General features: G+C 67.2%; 11 protein-coding genes. 6 read left to right on the top strand and 5 right to left on the bottom strand.

Annotation, left to right across the window (positions count from 1 at the left end; all coding sequences use genetic code 11):
* Positions 1-197: 197 nt before the first annotated feature.
* Complete coding sequence (locus ACTQWE_RS05615) at positions 198-1,133, bottom strand: undecaprenyl-diphosphate phosphatase (protein WP_441856409.1); 936 nt, start codon at positions 1,131-1,133, stop codon at positions 198-200.
* A gap of 285 nt (positions 1,134-1,418) precedes the next feature.
* Between ACTQWE_RS05615 and ACTQWE_RS05620 the strand changes: the two genes are divergently transcribed.
* Positions 1,419-1,871, top strand: coding sequence for a universal stress protein (locus ACTQWE_RS05620; RefSeq protein ID WP_373576180.1), 453 nt, complete (start codon positions 1,419-1,421; stop codon positions 1,869-1,871).
* 283 nt (positions 1,872-2,154) lie between these two features.
* Positions 2,155-3,291, top strand: a complete 1,137-nt coding sequence (locus ACTQWE_RS05625; protein ID WP_441856411.1) for a coiled-coil domain-containing protein — start codon at positions 2,155-2,157, stop codon at positions 3,289-3,291.
* Positions 3,292-3,413: 122 nt separating this feature from the next.
* On the opposite strand, the gene ACTQWE_RS05630 is transcribed toward ACTQWE_RS05625, so the two are convergent.
* Positions 3,414-4,415 carry a DMT family transporter gene (locus tag ACTQWE_RS05630; RefSeq protein ID WP_441856413.1) on the bottom strand — a complete coding sequence of 334 codons (1,002 nt, stop codon included), beginning with the start codon at positions 4,413-4,415 and terminating at the stop codon, positions 3,414-3,416.
* A 169-nt stretch (positions 4,416-4,584) separates the two neighbouring features.
* Here ACTQWE_RS05630 and ACTQWE_RS05635 point away from each other — a divergent pair, with 169 nt between their 5' ends.
* The 4 genes from ACTQWE_RS05635 (at position 4,585) to ACTQWE_RS05650 (ending at position 12,261) form a co-directional block, all read left to right on the top strand.
* Positions 4,585-7,623, top strand: a complete 3,039-nt coding sequence (locus tag ACTQWE_RS05635) for an insulinase family protein (RefSeq protein WP_441921405.1) — start codon at positions 4,585-4,587, stop codon at positions 7,621-7,623.
* A gap of 3 nt (positions 7,624-7,626) precedes the next feature.
* Positions 7,627-8,934, top strand: a complete 1,308-nt coding sequence (locus ACTQWE_RS05640) for a 2-hydroxyacyl-CoA dehydratase subunit D (RefSeq protein ID WP_441921407.1) — start codon at positions 7,627-7,629, stop codon at positions 8,932-8,934.
* Positions 8,931-10,757, top strand: coding sequence for an acyl-CoA dehydratase activase (locus tag ACTQWE_RS05645; RefSeq protein WP_441856418.1), 1,827 nt, complete (start codon positions 8,931-8,933; stop codon positions 10,755-10,757). Before ACTQWE_RS05640 ends, ACTQWE_RS05645 begins: the two co-directional genes overlap by 4 nt.
* 109 nt (positions 10,758-10,866) lie before the next feature.
* Entirely contained in the window at positions 10,867-12,261 is a 1,395-nt protein-coding gene (locus ACTQWE_RS05650; RefSeq protein ID WP_441856420.1) for an ATP-binding protein, read from the top strand.
* 4 nt (positions 12,262-12,265) lie between these two features.
* Here the strand turns inward: ACTQWE_RS05650 and ACTQWE_RS05655 are convergent, their stop codons facing one another.
* The 3 genes from ACTQWE_RS05655 to ACTQWE_RS05665 all read right to left on the bottom strand — a co-directional run bounded on the left by ACTQWE_RS05655 (position 12,266) and on the right by ACTQWE_RS05665 (position 16,860).
* Positions 12,266-13,201, bottom strand: coding sequence for a class C sortase (locus tag ACTQWE_RS05655; protein WP_441856422.1), 936 nt, complete (start codon positions 13,199-13,201; stop codon positions 12,266-12,268).
* 150 nt (positions 13,202-13,351) lie between these two features.
* The gene (locus ACTQWE_RS05660) at positions 13,352-15,121 is read right to left on the bottom strand and encodes a SpaA isopeptide-forming pilin-related protein (protein WP_441856424.1); all 1,770 of its coding nucleotides are present in this window, start codon (positions 15,119-15,121) and stop codon (positions 13,352-13,354) included.
* Between the two features lie 128 nt (positions 15,122-15,249).
* Positions 15,250-16,860: an isopeptide-forming domain-containing fimbrial protein gene (locus ACTQWE_RS05665; protein WP_441856426.1), complete on the bottom strand. Its 1,611-nt coding sequence runs from the start codon at positions 16,858-16,860 to the stop codon at positions 15,250-15,252.

Genomic DNA, 16,860 nt, shown 5'->3' on the forward strand with positions numbered 1-16,860 from the left:
GTTCGAGGTTGCTGTCTTTGGTTCTGTCTATGCAATTTGACAAAGCATTGCGCTGCGAAAGGACGTCGCGCATCAATTGTTATATCTTTGGCATCAATTGTGCACGAGAAAGGCCCGCGACGGCAGGGATGCTGCCAATCGCGGGCCTGGGGAAGCGGTGCGGACGCTGGCCGCGAGCGCGGACGGCGCTCCTGGTGCTAGCGGGCGAGGAGGAAGTACGCGACGACGGCGACGCCGAGGATGATGCGGTACCAGCCGAAGGGCTTGAAGTCGTGCTTCTTGATGAAGCCCATGAGGAACCTGATGACCAGGATCGAGACGACGAACGCGACGAGGCAGCCGACGCCGAGGATGGCGAGCTCCATGGACGTGAACGCGTTGCCCTTGAGGAAGAACTTCACGAGGCGGAGCCCCGAGGCGCCCACCATGACGGGAATCGCGAGGTAGAACGTGAACTCGGCCGCGACGGTGCGAGAGCAGCCGAGCAGAAGGCCGCCGATGATGGTGGAGCCGGAGCGCGAGGTGCCCGGCACCATGGACAGCACCTGGAAGATGCCGATGCCGATGGCCGTGCCCCAACCGAGCTCGCCTATGCTCTGGACGCGGGCGTCGACGTCTGCCAGCGCGGCCTTGCTGGGCGCGATGGGCTGCGAGTTGGGCTTGAAGTGCTGCGGGCGGGCCTTGAACGACCTCTCGATCGCAATGCGCTCCGCCTTGTGCTCGCGCGCGGTCTCGATCGCGATGAACGCGATGCCGTAGGCGACGAGAGCGGCCGCGATCACGAACGGGCTGCCGAGGTGATCCTCCATCCAATCGTCCAGCGGGATGCCGATGACGGCCGCGGGCAGGCACGCCACGATGATCTGGCCCCACAGCCTCCAGGTTCCCTTGCGCTCCTGAGTGGACTTCGCCTTGGAGAACGGGTTCAGCGCGCCGAAGAACATGACGCACACGGCGAGGATGGCGCCGAGCTGGATGACGACGAGGAACATGTCCCAGAAGTCCTTGGTGACGTCCAGCGTCACGAACTGCTTGAGCAGGAGCATGTGGCCCGTGCTCGAGACGGGCAGCCACTCCGTGATGCCCTCGACCAGCCCGTACAGGGCCGCCTTCAGAAGTTCGACGATGTTCAAGCGCAATCTCCCCTCGCGTACGGCGGGCCCGTCCCGGCGACGTGCCCGCGCCCTTCTCGGCTGCGTGGACGCGCCCTTCCCTGGGGCGGCGCGGCCGAAGCGGACTCTATCATGACGTTTTGGACGGGCGCGCGACGCAACGCCACAAGAGAATCATGCGCCGCTCGGCGGGCGCGCGCGAACGATCGTGGCTGTCATGGGTAGACTCGACACATGCGGGGGCCGCGCGCCGACGCGCACGGGCGCCCGCGGGGCTGACAGGTCTTAGAGCACGGGAGGTGCCTCATGGTTACCAAGTATCAGGATCTGGGCTACAACAGGATTCTTGTGGCGCTGGACGGAACGGACCAGCAGGACGAGGTCCTGCACCGCGCGATCATTGTCGCGGCGAACAACAACTCTGAGCTCTACATTGGGCACGTGATCGACTCCACGGCGCTGGAGACCGCCGGGACCTACCCCGTTGACCTGGTGGCAAGCCTCGAGAAGGACTTCCGCGACTCCATAGAGGACCAGGTGGAGGCCGCGCGCGGCATCGACAGCATCAAGAAGGTCGAGGTGATCGTGAAGGCCGGGCGCATTCGCGAGACGCTGAAGGACGACATGATTGACGTGATCGAGCCGGACCTCATCATCTGCGGGGCGCGCGGGCTTTCCTCCATCAAGTACGCGCTGCTGGGATCGATCAGCACGTTTTTGACCAGGAACGCCAAGTGCGACACGCTGGTGCTGAAGTAGCGTATGGAGTTGCCGACGGCCGCAGCTGACGTCTGCGGCCCGGGTGGCGGCAGGAACATGGATTGAGACTCGTCCCGTCTGGGGTGCAACCCGGGCGGGACGCTCTTCTCCCCCGCGGGCGCGCATGCGGCACGCGGGGCGTTGGCACATGGCACGGGGCGCGGAGGGTCCGCCACGGGGCGCTTGCCGAACGCGGTTATGAAGGGAGCATGTAAATCGCGCCGTCTAGGTAAAATAGAGCAGTTATGACGCGACGCGACGACTGACGAAAGTTGGGGGATTCATGACACGAAGGCCGATGCGACTTGCGGCGACCGTCCTGGTTGCCGGGCTGCTGTTTGGCGTCGGGGCGAACGCGCTTCCCGCGACCGCACAGGCGGACGAGGCCTCTGACCTGCAGGCGAAGGTAGAGCAGACCAGCAAGGACTACAACGCCGCAACGAGGCACCTGAAGGACGTGCAGGCGGACATCGACGCGAACCAGCAGAGGCTGGACGACCTGAACGCGAAGATGCCGGAGCTGAAGCGCGAGGCCGCGAGCTCCATCAACTCGTCGTACAAGCTCTCGCAGTCGAGCAACGGCCTCATCGACATGCTGCTGTCCGCAGAGAACTTCAACGACCTGATAAGCGCCATGAACTACCTGGACATCATCGCGGGCAAGAACTACCAGGCGATCGACCGCCTGGTCGAGGCGCGCGAGCAGGCGCAGGAGACGCAGGACAAGCTCGCCGCGCAGAAGACCGAGGCGCAGACCGCGCAGGCGAAGGCCGAGGACGCCATGAACGACGCCATCGCGGCGCGCAAGGAGGCGCAGCAGAGGGCCGCGAAGGAGCTTGCGGCGCAGAAGGCCGAGGCGCAGAAGGCCGTGGAGGACGCGGAAAAGGCCGAGAAGGACGGCCAGACCACGTTCAAGACCGAGTCCGGGAACACGGCGACCATATCCACCCCGCAGGCCCCGCAGAAGAGCGACGGCAACGCAAGCCCGAGCACCGACGCGCAGAAGCAGAACAACCCGTCGCCGAGCACCCCGAACACGGGCGCCGTGACGTGGTCTGCGCGCGACGAGTTCGTGAAGAAGTGGTCGGGTCGCATCGACGCGTACCTCGCGGGCTCGCCCATGGCCGGGCACGGCAAGACGTTTGCCGAGGCGGCGTATGACAACGGCGTCGACCCGCGCTTCTCGCCCGCCATCGCGAACGTGGAGTCGAGCAAGGGCCTGTACTGCTTCAAGCCGCACAACGCGTGGGGCTGGGGCAGCTCTGGCTGGGGCGACTGGGACTCCGCCATCCGCGACCACGTGGCGGGGCTCGCGTCTGGCTACGGCTACACCGTGAGCGTCTCCGTCGCGAAGAAGTACTGCCCGCCCAACTGGCAGTTCTGGTACTCCGCGGTGCTGAGCAACATGAACAGCATCTAGCGCGATGCAGCACGCAGCACGCACGCCACGCATGGGCAGGGCCGGGATCCCCGTTGGGAGCCCGGCCTTCGTTGTTACGGGCTGTTGCGCCCGCGTTGAGCTTCCCGCGATGGGCAGGGCCGCTACGCCGTGAGGAACACCATCACGATGATCATGGCAAATCCCAGAAGGTCCATGGGCGAAAAGTGCGCCCCCAGGAACGCGACGGACGTGACCGTGGCCATGACCGGCTCCATGGTCCCGAGCATCGCGCCGCGGACGGACCCCACCTCCTTCACGCCCTGCAGGTAGAGCGCGTACGCGCCAAACGTGCCGAACACGACGGACGCCGCAAGGAGCAGCACGCCAAACGCGTCCAGCACGGGCATGTGGTTCCACGGCTGGTACGCGATGCTCAGCACGAGGCCGGACATGAGGAACGCCAGGCCGTTCACGGCGAAGTTGCCCCAGCGCGCAATCATCCTGATGGGCTGGATGGCCAGGATCGCCGCGGCGAGCGCGCAGCCAAGGCCCCACGCCAGGCCCTGGGGCGGCAGCGCGAGCGCGGCGGGGTTTCCGCCGGTGGCCACCAGGTACGTGCCGGCGATGGCAAGCACCAGCCCCGCGACCTCCCTGCGGCGCGGGCCCCTCCTGTTGACGACGCACACGTACGCCATCACGAGCACGGTGCACAGGCTCTGCAGGATGGTGGCGGTGGCGGAGTTTGTCCAGTCGATCGCCTCGAGGTACGCCACCTGCGAGAACAGGATGGACCCTATGGCGATGCCCGCGATGGACAGGAGCGACCGGCCATCGTGCAGCACGCCCCTCAGCCGGTTGGGCGACGTGGCGAAGGCCATGCCCAGGAACAGCCAGCACGCCGTGAGCTCCCTCACGCACGCAAACCACAGCGGGTCCACCCCGTAGCGGCCCATGAGCACCTTCGACAGCGTGCCGTTGACGCCCCAGAGCGTGGCGCCCATGAGCGCAAGCGCGATGCCGCGGCCAAGGCCGGAGCCCTTCTCGCCCGCGCGCGACCGTGCGGAGGCCGCCCGTCCGAGCGCCCTGCGCGCGACCGCGCGGACGCCGCCCTGCTGTATGTCCTCGTCCACCTGCCCAGAGGGGACCATGCCGTGCCGTGCCACAACTCTCCTGTCACTAGGGAAACGCATTCGCGCGCGCCGCGCAAGCGCCGGGCGCCGTGCGCGCGCAAAGCGCACGCGACTTTCAGCACGATAGCACCAACGCAGGCATCAGGCGCGCTGAAGAGGGGTAGAGTTACCTCGTTAGATATTTGACACAACGGGAGATGCCATGTCGCAAGAAGAGAAGAACGCCGCCACGCCCGGAAGCGGGGCCGTGGCACCCTACACCAAGGCCGACCCCAGCCTGGCGCCCGGCACGCGCCACTCGGGCTTCACCGTAACGGACGTGCTGCCGCTGCCCGAGCTTGCCGGCACCGCCTACGTCATGCGCCACGACGCAACGGGCGCCCGGGCCATGTGGATCGCCGTCGACGACAACGAGAAGTCCTTCTCCATAGCGTTCAAGACGCCGCCCGCCAACAGCACGGGCGTGTTCCACATCCTGGAGCACTCCGTCCTGTGCGGCAGCGAGCGCTTCCCGGTGAAGGAGCCGTTCGTGAACCTGCTGAAGACGTCCATGCAGACGTTCTTGAACGCGCTGACGTTTCCGGACAAGACGATGTACCCCGTGGCGTCCACGAACGCCGCGGACTTGAAGAACCTGGTGGACGTGTACCTGGACGCGGTGCTGCACCCCGCCATCTACCAGCGGCCGCGCATCTTCGAGCAGGAGGGCTGGCACCTGGAGCTGCTGGACGCGGACGGAAACCCGGCCGACCCGGCAGACCCCGACGTGCGCCTTGCGTACAACGGCGTCGTCTTCAACGAGATGAAGGGCGCCCTGAGCGACCCGGACGAGGTGCTGTTCGAGGCCGTGAACCAGAGCCTGTTTCCGGACACGCCGTACCGCTTCGAGTCCGGCGGAGACCCGCGCCACATTCCGGAGCTTTCGTACCAGGAGTTCATCGACACGCACGCGCGCCACTACAACCTGGCGAACAGCTACACCATCCTGTACGGCAACCTTGACATAGAGGACATGCTCGAGTTCGTGGGCAGCCGCTTTGACGCGGCGACGGACCGCCATGCCGGCGCGCCAAACCCGCTGCCGCTGCAGGCGCCCGTGCGCGCGCCGCTCAGGCAGGTCACCATGGCCACCGCGCCGGAGAACGCCAGCGTGGGCCTTGCGTACGTCATCGGCTGCGCGGCGGACCGCGAGCGCGTGCTCGCGACGGACGTGCTGCTGGACGCGCTCGCGGGCTCGAACGAGGCGCCGCTCAAGCGCGCGGTGCTCGACGCGGACCTCGGCGACGACTTCACGGCGACCCTCGTGGACGGCGAGCTGCAGCCGCAGGTGCTGCTTCAGCTTAAGGGCGCAAAGCCCGGCGTGGCGGCGCGCTTCCGCCAGCTGGTGGAGGACACGTGCGCACGGCTCGCGGCAGACGGTATCGATCGCACGAAGCTCGAGGCATCCCTTGCCCAGGGCGAGTTCAACCTGCGCGAGGGCGACTGGGGCTCGTACGCGGACGGCGTGGCGCTGTCCATGCAGGCGATGTCCAGCTGGCTGTACGATGACGCCCGCCCCGTGGACTACCTGCGCTACGAGGACGAGATGGCCCACATGCGCGCCGGCCTGGACAGCGGCTACTTCGAGCGCCTGCTGCGCGAGCTCGTGTGCGACTCGCCCCACAGCTGCGAGGTCGAGCTGGTGCCAAAGACGCAGGGCGCGGACACGGCCGAGAAGGACGAGCTCCTTGCCCGCCAGCGCGCCATGGCGCCAGAGGACCTCGCGGCCGTGGGGCGCGAGGTCGAGGCGCTGCGCCGCGAGCAGGAGGCACCGGACAGCCCGGAGGCCCTGGCCACGCTGCCGCGCCTCACCACGGCCGACATCGGCCCCGCGCCCACGGACGCGCCGCTGCAGCGGATGGACGCCCCTCTCCCCTGCCTGTACCACGACCTGCCCACGCACCGGATCGACTACGCGTACCTGTACTTCGACCTCGGCGCGCTCGACTTTGCTGACCTTCCGTACGTCGGCGTGCTCACGGACCTGCTGGGCAAGCTCGACACGGCTGACCACACGGCGAGCGAGCTCGACACGCTCATCGAGGCGAACCTGGGCAACCTGGACTTCTTCGCAGAGACGTACGGCCACGACGACGACCTTGCGTTTGCGGACCCCAAGCTCGTGGTGGCAGAGAGCGCGCTTTCCGAGAACGTGGCCGCACTCGCGACCATCGCGCCGGAGGTGTGGTCGCGCACGAGCTTCGCGGACGCGGACCGCATGCTCGCCATCCTGACGCAGCGACGCATCCTGCTGGCGCAGCGCTTCGTGAACAGCGGCCACTCCAGCGCGATGGCGCAGCTCACGGGCCTGTATTCCAAGGTGTCCGTCGCCACGAACGCCATGGGCGGCGTGGAGTACTACCTGTTCCTCAAGGATCTCCTTGCCCACTGGGACGAGCGCAAGGCAGAGCTTTCCGAACGCCTGGGGCGCATCGCGCGCAAGGTGTTCAGCGCGGACAACGTGCACGTGAGCTTCACGGGCCCGCGCGAGGACTGCGAGCGCTTCTGGCAGGAGGCCGGCACGCTCGGCCTTCAGCCCGCGCCGGACGCAACCGCGACGCGGCGGCTCTTGATCCCAGACCCGCGGCCCAGGAACCTGTTCTTCTCCATCCCCTCCAACGTGTGCTTCGTGGCGGAGGGCACGGCGCCGTCCGCCCTCGACCGCGGCACCGTGGGCGCGTGGACCGTCGCCTCGCGCATGCTGAGCTTCGACTACCTGTGGAACGAGGTCCGCGTCAAGGGCGGCGCGTACGGCACGGGGTTCCGTCACACCACCACGGGTCTGCAGCAGTACTGGTCGTTCCGCGACCCGGGCATCGTCGGCACGCTTCGGCGCTACGAGGGCGCTGCCAGCTGGATGGCCGGCTGGCCCGGCACGGCAGACGAGCTCGACGGCTATGTCGTGAGCGTCGTCGCCAGCCACGACGCCCCCGCAAAGTCCCACTCGATCGCCCGCAGGCAGGACGGCGAGTTCTTCTCGGCCAGGCCCGCGACGTGGCGCGACGAGGTGCGCGCCCAGGAGCTTGCCGTCACGGCAGACGACGTGCGCGCGCTTGCGCCGTCCATGCGCCAGCTTGCGGCAGACCACGCAGTCGTCGTGTTTGGCCCCAGGCAGAAGGCGGCGGAGTCCGGGCTCGACTTCGAGGTCGTGGACCTCATGGACCCGCAGCCCGCGGACGACGCGGGCGAGGGCGGGGAGTAGCCCATGCCGGACGACTCCCGCGGCGCCCAGCTCATAGGCCGCTTTGGCCAGCTGGTGGACGACCAGATAGAGAAGAACCCCCTGCGCGCCCGCAGGATGCTTTTGGCCGCGTTCAAGGCGGAGCGCCTGCGCACGCGCGTGCTGCCACACCGCGAGCTCCTTCCCTCCGGCCGGCTTGACAACCGCCTGACGCTCGAGGGCGTGGTCGGCGCCCTCGAGCATCCCAACCAGATGGTGCTCACGTCCATGTTCATGCCGAGCGAGATCTTCCACGCCATGGGGCTCTACCCCGTGATCGCGGAGGCCATCGGCGACTTCTTCAGCGGCGCCCAGGCGGAGCAGGGCTTCGTGACCGCGGCGGAGGAGCGCTCCATACCAGAGTCCTACTGCAGCTACCACAAGGTGCTCGTGGGGGCCACGGCCGCCGGCGTCATCGCGGCGCCCCGGCTCATCGCAAACTGCTCCGTCGCTTGCGACGCCAACAACCTCACGTTCAAGTGGCTTGCGCGGCGGCTGGACGCGCCCCACGTGTACGTGGACGTGCCGTACGACCCATCCGAGGACGCCGTCCGCTACGTGGCGGAAGAGCTTCGCGAGCTCGCGTCCGCAACGCAGGACGCGTTTGGCCGCAGGCTCAACGAGGACGCCCTGCGCGCGTGCGTCGGCCGCAGCCTGCGCGCGCTCGACGTGATGGAGAAGAGCCTGCCCCTGCGCCGCGGCCGTGCCATGCAGACGAGCATGACCGTCGAGATGATGCGCTCGTGCTCCATGCACATGCTCTTGGGCACGCCGCAGGTGGACGCCCTCATGGACCTGGTGCAGGCGGAAATCCCCTCCCAGACGCGCCCGTTTGCGGGCCTGAACCTCCTGTGGTGCCACTCCATGCCGTACTTCAGCGTGCCGCTGCAGAAGGCGGTTGACCACTCGCCCCTTGCGCAGATAGTCGCGAGCGAGATGTGCTTCGACCAGTGGCGCCCGGACGGCTGGCGCCACGGCGCGGACGAGCCGTACCTCTCCATGGCCGAGCGCCTGGTGTACAACAGCTACAACGGCCCGGCGGAGCGCCGCGTCGCGCGCCTGGTGGACCTTGCCCAAAAGACCCACGCGGACGGTGCCGTCGTGTTCTGCCACTGGGGCTGCAAGGAGACCCTCGGCGCGTCGCAGCTCATGAAGGCCGGGCTCGAGGAGGCGGGGTTCCCCACCCTCGTGCTCGACGGCGACGGCTGCGCCCGCCGCAACATGCCGGAGGGGCAGGTGGCCACGCGCGTGCAGGCCTACCTCGAGATGCTTCAGTCGGGGAGAAGATCATGAAAACCAACGTCGTCTGCTATGGCTGCAAGTACGCGCCCATAGAGCTGCTCGCGGGCTTCGGGGCCGACGCCCGCCTCGTCATGGCGGAGCCGGAAAGCTTCGAGGTGGCGGAGCGCCTGGCCCACGGCAACCTGTGCGGCTATGGCAAGTCCGTGCTCGCGTGCGGCCTCGACCCGTCCGTGCACCAGATGGTGCTCACCACGTGCTGCGACGTCATGCGCCGCGCGTACGACGTGCTCAAGGCCCAGGGCTGCCTCGACTTCCTGTGGATGGTGGACCTCCCCCACCGCACCGGGCCGGCGGAGCGCCGCCTGCTGCAGGCGCAGCTCCGCGACCTCGCCCGCGCGTACGCCCAGTTCAGCGGCCGCAGCTTCGAGGTGGGTCGCGCGCTCGCCGCCATCCAGGTGCCGCCCGCGCCCAAGCCAGGCTCGGTCGCGCTCGTGGGCGCCCACGCACCTCAGTCGCTTCTGGACGAGCTCGACCACGAGCTCGCGCTTCCCGTCGTGAACCACACCTGCACGGGCGCGCGCGTGCTCGCCCAGCCGCCCATCGAGCTCGCACGCGCGGAGTCCGCGGGCTGCGGCCGCTGCACCACGTCGGACATCGCGGGCACGGGGCGCAACGCCTCCACGTTCGACCGCTTCGTCGAGTGGTACGCGGGCGCGCTTCTGGACCAGACGCCGTGCATGCGCATGGACGAGGTCGGCGGCCGCTCCGGCCTCACCTCCGGCGACCACGCCGGCATCGTGTACCACACCATGAAGTTCTGCGACTACTACGGCTTCGAGTACGCGGACCTCGCCGGCAACGCCGCGACGCCCGTCCTCAAGCTCGAGACCGACGGCACCCGCCAGAGCGCCGGCCAGCTCCGCACCCGTATCGAGGCCTTCGACGAGACCCTGCGCACGGATGCCGCGGCCGCCGCAAGGCGCGACGCCCCGTCCTTCTCGCCCACCACCCCCGCGGGCGAGAAGGACGCGCCCCACGCCACCGCACCCACTACCCAGAAGGAGGCCCCCATGGCCCAGCAAGAGCCAAGCAAGCACTACGTCCTCGGCGTGGACTCCGGATCCACCAGCACGGACGCCGTCGTGATGGAGCTCGACGGCACCATCGTCGCCTCCGTCATAGGCGCGACGGGCGCAAAGGCGTCGCGCGGCGCGGCCGCCGTAGTCGACGCCGTGCTGCGGAAGGCCGGGATCACCGCGGACGACCTTGCCACCAGCGTCGCCACCGGCTACGGCCGCGACGCCATCCCCAACATGGACGTCGCCATCACAGAGATCACCTGCCACGCGGCCGGCGCGCACCACCTGGCGCCCGAGGCCCGCACCGTCATCGACATCGGCGGGCAGGACTCCAAGGTCATCCACCTCAACGCGGACGGCACGGTGCAGAACTTCGTGATGAACGACAAGTGCGCCGCGGGCACGGGGCGCTTCCTCGAGGCCATGGCCCGCACGCTGCAGATGCCGATCGAGGAGCTGTCGCGCCAGGGGCTCGAGTGGAAGCACGACGTCACCATCTCCAGCATGTGCACCGTGTTCGCGGAGTCAGAGGTGGTCTCGCTCATCGCAGACGACACGCCCACGCCAGACATCATCCACGGGCTGGACGTGAGCGTCGCCCGCAAGACGGCCGCGCTCGCGCGCCGCGTGGGCGGCGAGCCGCCGTACCTCATGACCGGCGGCGTCGCCAACAACGAGGGCGTGGTCCGCGCGCTTTCGGACGTGCTGGGCGCCCCCGTGGCCACGCACGAGGACTCGCAGCTGTGCGGCGCCATCGGCGCGGCCGTGCTCGGCATCCGCCGCCTCTCGCGCTAGGGTGCCCTAGGCTCACTTCTCCTTCAGCAGAAGACATTTGCGTTCATACTCTTCTGCAGCAGAAGATATATGGGTATAATCTCTTCTACACCAGAAGAGGAGGATACACATGGACGTCATTCGGGAGCTCGTCGCAGAGCGCATGCAGCAGGAGATTCCCCCCGTCGTCGAACGCGACCCCATCATGGAGGAGCCTCCCTCCCCGCAGCGCTTCAACCGGGTCCAAATCATCACAGGCATGCGCAGGTGCGGTAAGACCTTCTATCTCTTCCAGGTCATGGCCGGGCTCCTTCGCTCCGGCGTGCCGCGCGACCGCATGCTCTACTTCGACTTTTCGGATGACCGCCTGCCGCAGGAGCGCGATGGCTTTCGCGCAATCGACGCAGTGCTCGACGAGTACTGGCGCCAGGTTCCCCAGGCCCGCACGGAGGGCGCGTACCTCTTCCTCGACGAGGTTCAGGACTGCCCCAGCTGGCAGAGCTCCTGCCGTCGCGTGGCAGAAAACGAGCGCGTGACGCTCTGCGTCACAGGCTCAAGCTCCAAGGTCTCCTCGGAGGAGATAGCGACCAACTTCCGCGGGCGCTCCCACACGCACGAGATGCTGCCCCTCTCGTTTGCGGAATACCTGCGCTTTCACCAAGACGCTCTTCCAGATGCCGCAGACGCCTGCGTAGGCCACGTACAGGCTGACGCCGCCTCGCCACGGGAACGCACCGCGCTCGAGGGCCTGTTCGACCGTTACCTCGTCACCGGAGGCTTTCCTGGCATCCAGGGCGATTCCGCGCCCACGCGCATCGAGGTCCTCCAGGGCTACGTTCGCGACGTCGTCGCACGCGACGTGGCAGACAGGCTCTCCCGCCCCTCCATCCCGCTCGCAAACCAGATGGCCCTTCTCATCCTCCGCAACACCTCGTGCGAGATGTCCGTAAACGGCATCATGCAGACCCTCAAGGACGCCGGCAACACCATCGGCTGGGAGCGCACGAGCCAGATGGCACAGCTCTTCAGGCAGGCCTACCTCTACTTCGAGGTGTTCGAGTACAGCCGCGAGCTGCTGCCTGGCACCGGCAACCCTCCCAAGCTGTACGCAATCGACCCCGGCCTTGCGCTCGCCGTGTCACGCGCAAGCCAGGAGGATGTGGACAAGCGCCTCGAGACCGCCGTCTACCTTGAGCTCAGGCGACGGCTGGCAGGCACCCGCACTGATTCCATAACCTCGTACACGGAACCCGGCACGCGCGGTCGCAAGGTCGACTTCCTCGTTGGCGAGGCCTATGCGGGAGAAGGGCAGCCCAGCCAGCCGTACGAGCTCCTTCAGGTGTCCGTCTCGATCGAGTCCCAACGCACGAGGCGACGCGAGGTCGAGTCGCTCGACGCCGCCATGCAGCGCACGCGCCTCCCCCATGGCTCCATCGTGACGCTTCGCGAGGAGCAGGACATCGATACCAAAAACGGTACCGTCTCGGTCGTCCCCGCGTGGAAGTGGTTCCTCAAGAGACCGTAAACGCCTACGCACCGCCAGCGCCCGCGCCGGCCGCACGCGCCGCCTTCCGAGCGGCTTTGCGCCTCTTCCGCGCGCGGTGCACCACCACGTCCAACCCCACCACAGCGAGCGTTCCCGCCACCAGCGCCGCGGCGATCTCGCGCCTGCCCCAGTGCCTGTGCGCGATGCTACGCTGCGCGTCGGCCTGCTTCGGCACGTACTTCGTGCGCACGCAGTGCACCAGCAGCCTGTGGTCGTTCACGCCGTACGGGGTGCACGTCACCAGCGTCACCTTGTCGGCCCCCTGCTCTATCCCCAGCGAGCCCACCTCGTCCGGCCACACCACCTCCGAGTCCACCATCTTGTACGCCAGCGTCCGCCCCATGGTATGCAAGAGCACCAGGTCGCCCGGCTCCAGCTCGCGGATGTCGTCGAACATGCTCAGGTTCCTCATGCCGCTGTGGGCCGTCAGCACGCAGTGCGTAGACTTCCCGCCCACGGGCAGGCTCGTCCCCTCCAGGTGTCCCACGCCCGCCATCAGCGCGGATTCGCTCGTCCCGTGGTAGATGGGCATGCTCACGTTGATGGAGGGGATCTCCACCCAGCTCATCATGGGGTCGCGGTCAAACGTGAGCTGCTGCGCGTACGGCAGAATCTGGTCCGCGGGAATCTTTGGCGTCTGGCCGGCCAGCACCGCGTTGTACGCGCGCGCCTGCGACAGGTAGCGCGCCCGCTCCTCCTTGCTCATGGCGTCGATGTTGCCGGATACCGTCGTGATCTGGTTGAACACGCCCGACTCTTGGAGCCTATCCGCCACCCACGGCCACACCAAGAGCCCCGCACCGATCAGGATGATCACCACGGTTATCAGCCGGTCCGCCCAGCGCGGCAGCCTCTTGCGCCGCCCGCCGCGGCCCTTCCGCCCCTTGGCCTTGCCGTCTGCCGCAAGGTGCTCAGCCATCGCATCCCCCCAACGCGACCTTTCGGCCGCCGTCCGTCCGGCGGAGCCCACACGGGCCCCGCCCCCCTCGCAAAAGGGACCCCGCCTTCGCAGGGTCCCTCAATACTACCGAGAAGATCGCCCTTCTCCGCTAGGAAAGTTTACTTGAATCTACTCTGCGTCCTGCTCCCTGCGGCTGCGCACGACGCGGTACACGCCGAGCGCGAGGACGACGCCACCTACCGCAAGCGTCACGCCGATGCCCGCCTGGCCGGTCAGCGGCAGGCCGACGGACTTCTTGTTGCCGACGACCACGTTCACGGTACCGTCGTTAGTGGTGGCGCTATTCGTTGCGGCGCTAAGCGTGTTGTCACCCGCGTTTCCATCCAGGGTACCGGCAATAACCTGACCAGTGATGCTGTTCGAGCTGCTGGCAGCAGCAACACTCGTGGTCACCGAGACGTTGGTCGAGTCTGCATCCTGCTCGCTAGGAGCGGTTGCCGAAATCGTGAAGGTGAAGTCGGGAACGGTGGAGTAGTCCCTCGAAGGAGCGCTTACCTCGTGCACGGTATAGGTGCCGGCGTCCAGGCCAGAAACATTGATGTAGCCAGTGGCGTTAGTCTCAAAATCATGCTCAGTAGCGTCAAGCGATCCGTTTGCCTGCACGTACTGGGGCGTCGTGCCTGCTCCCTCGTCTGGCGTGCTCGCCGTAATGTAGAACTTCGCGCCCTGGAGCGCCCTCTCGGTGCCCTGGTCCACCTTCAGGAGGTTGAGCTTGTAGGTGTAGTCGCGGACCTTGCTGGGCACGGAGGTGCCAGTACCAGTCGACTGCGGATTGTTGGAGTACGTCAGCGTGACCTCGTTGCGGTTGCCCTTGCCGCCGACCACGACCTTGGACGCCTTGTCGGTGTCGAGCTTTGCCTGGTAGGTAACGCGCACGGTAGTGTCAGCGTTAATCGTGGCCTTCTCGGTGGTGGAGCCCTTTACGAACGCGCTCTTCAGGTCCGTGAAAGACACGGTGAGGACGTTCGTGGCCGTGTCGTAGTCTTTGGTGTAGCTCGACGGGTCGATCTCGGTCTCGGTGCCGTTGTTCACCGCATAGACTTTGACGCTGTTCGTATCAGCGGTGAGGCCGGCGCTCAGCGAGTCCGTGAATTTGTAGAAGTATTTGTCGTAGGTAGCGATGTTGCTCGCGACGGTACCCTCGAGCTTGTAGTCGATCTGCTGGCCCATCTGGGAGTCCGCGTAGTAGCTCCAGTCGCTACGGGACGCATCGTTCTTGACCCGCTTCGTTACGGTAGGAACGTTCGTCTTTTCGTCAACCGTCTTCGCGGTACCGCCCACCAGCGCAAAGATAGGAGACGTGAAGGTCTCGCCGGGCGTCTTGTCCGTCGTGGTATCCGAGTCCTTCTTCACCGTGTTAGCATCGGTAAGGAAGAGCCACCAGCCCTGGGAAAGGACACCGGAGTTCCCGGTGAAGCTCCGCTTGGTGGGGGTGGCGTCCTTCAGGGCGGTAGCAATGGCCTCGCCGAGGGTGCCGCTGCCGAGTTTAGTCCTGTCGCCGGTGAACGGGGACGGCGTCTTGGCATCAATCTCAGCCTTCGAGCTGTTGAAGTACCTGTTCATGAACTCGACGGCGTCCTGCGCGTTCGAGTCATTGGCATCGAAACCATATTCATGAAGAACGCTGAGGACGGTCGCCTTGTATGCATCGTTCCAAGCGAGGTTGGATGCAGTACCGTCCGGATTCACCGTGGCGGTAAGAATCTGGAAGCCGTCGTACGAGGTTGTGTTGCTTGCATCGTTCGTGATGGTGATGCTGTCGTTCGGGCCGACTGCCTCGTCCGCCCACGCCATGGTCGCCGGAGCGACGGAGCCCAGGGTCATTGCGACGGCGAGTCCGGCCGAGACGGCCGCGCGTGCGATGGTGTGCTTGTTCATGTTCGTTTCCTTTCTGTCAGCGGACGCATCCGCATGATTACCTAGCTCTGGGTGATGGTCCCCGCCTTGGGTGTTGGTGGGGCTTGGTCCTGTGGCCCGCCTTAAATCGGGACGCCGCGTCCTTCTCGCTAGCGATGGCCTTCCTGCCTCTTGCTCCTAACCTTCAGGCCCATCACCACCAATCCGCATCCCACGAGCGTCGCCGCAACGGCGATCGCGAGGTTGTTGGGGTCTCCCGTCTTGACGACGGCCGTTCCGCCGGGCGGGGTGACGCCCGGGGGCGTGGGGGTGTCGATGAGGCTCGCATGGGCGAGACTGGTGGAGGTGTCGACGGAGTCCGCGCGCAGCGGGCTTTCCGCCGTGATCGTGAGCGTGGGGTGAGCGGAGGCTACCTGCGCGACGTCGAGGCCATCCACCTTGAGCACGAGCTTGCGGGTGCCCTCGATGCGCTGGTAGCCCTTGGGGGCCTGCACCTCGACCACCTTGTAGGTGCCGGAGTCGACGCCGCTGAGGGTCACGCGGCCGTTGCCGTCCGTCGTGACGGTCGAGGCCGCCTTGGACCAGCCGCCGTCCTGTGCAAGGTGGCGTCCCTGCGGGTCCGTCACGCTAAGCACGGCGCCGGAGAGCGGCTCGTCGCCAGAGGAGGAGCGCTTGGTCAGGCGCACGTCCCAGGTGTAGGCAGTCGCATCGTCCTTAGGGGTGCTGAGGTAGCTGCCATGACCGAGCGGCGACGCGGGATAGCGCAGGTAGACCTCGTTGGGGTTGCCCTTGGCGGCGCCGTGGTTGCACCGCTGGTTGAGCGAGGCGCTATAGACGACGCACACCTGCGCGCCCTTGGACGCAAACACATCCGCCCCCAGCAGGGACACGAGGTCCGGGGACTTTACCGTAAATCTCTGGCCGGATACCTCGATCGTGCACGAGGAGGTCACGTCCGTCCAGCCCTTGGCCGTGGTGTCCGCCGCATCCGTGGACGCGGCCCACGCGGAGCCCGTGCCCGCCTTGGCGTACACGCGGGCCGTCGACGCAACCTTGCCAGCCGCTAGCCCCGCGGACATCTGGTCCACGAACTCGACGTCGTAGGCGGAGTAGCCCTGCGTGCCCGCGGGCACGGTCGCCTCGAGCCTCCACCAGACGTTGTCGCCCACGGTGGCGTCCGCTGCCTTCTGCCACGCGGAGGTACTGTTTTCCTGCACGTGCTTCGTGACGGTGGGGACGGCGGACTTTGGCGCGATTGCCTTGCTGTCGCCCTTGCCCAGCAGCACGAAGACGGGCGCCGTGCCAGACTGCGACTCGCCGAGCCGGGACTCGTCCGCGACTATCAGCCAGTAGCCGGCAGAGAGCGTCACGGGCTCTCCCGCCGTCACGTGCATGGCGCCGGCATCGGACGCCATGAGGGCGCGCGCAAGCGCATACGCAGCGGCGCTGCCGTCCGAGATGTTCCGTCCCATCCACTCCGCGGCGTCCTGCGCCGTCTGCGTGGGGGCGCCGGCCTGCTCCGCGGCCTTGCGCGCAGCGTCCGAACCCCAGGCGACGTTTGTGGCCTTGCCGCCGGACACGTTGGCCGAGAAGACCTTGTATGCCAGGTAGTGGGTGGCGTTGTCACCGGTGACGATGACCTCGGCCGCACCCGCCGGTGCCGGGGCCGCGGCAACGAGGGCGGCCATGCAGCCCAGGGCCACGATCGCGCTCGCGATGGCGCGAATGACGCTGACAAGGTGGCTCGTTCTTCTCGTCAT

It is taken from the genome of Parafannyhessea sp. LCP19S3_B1 (assembly GCF_052121955.1).
GTDB lineage: Bacteria > Actinomycetota > Coriobacteriia > Coriobacteriales > Atopobiaceae > Parafannyhessea.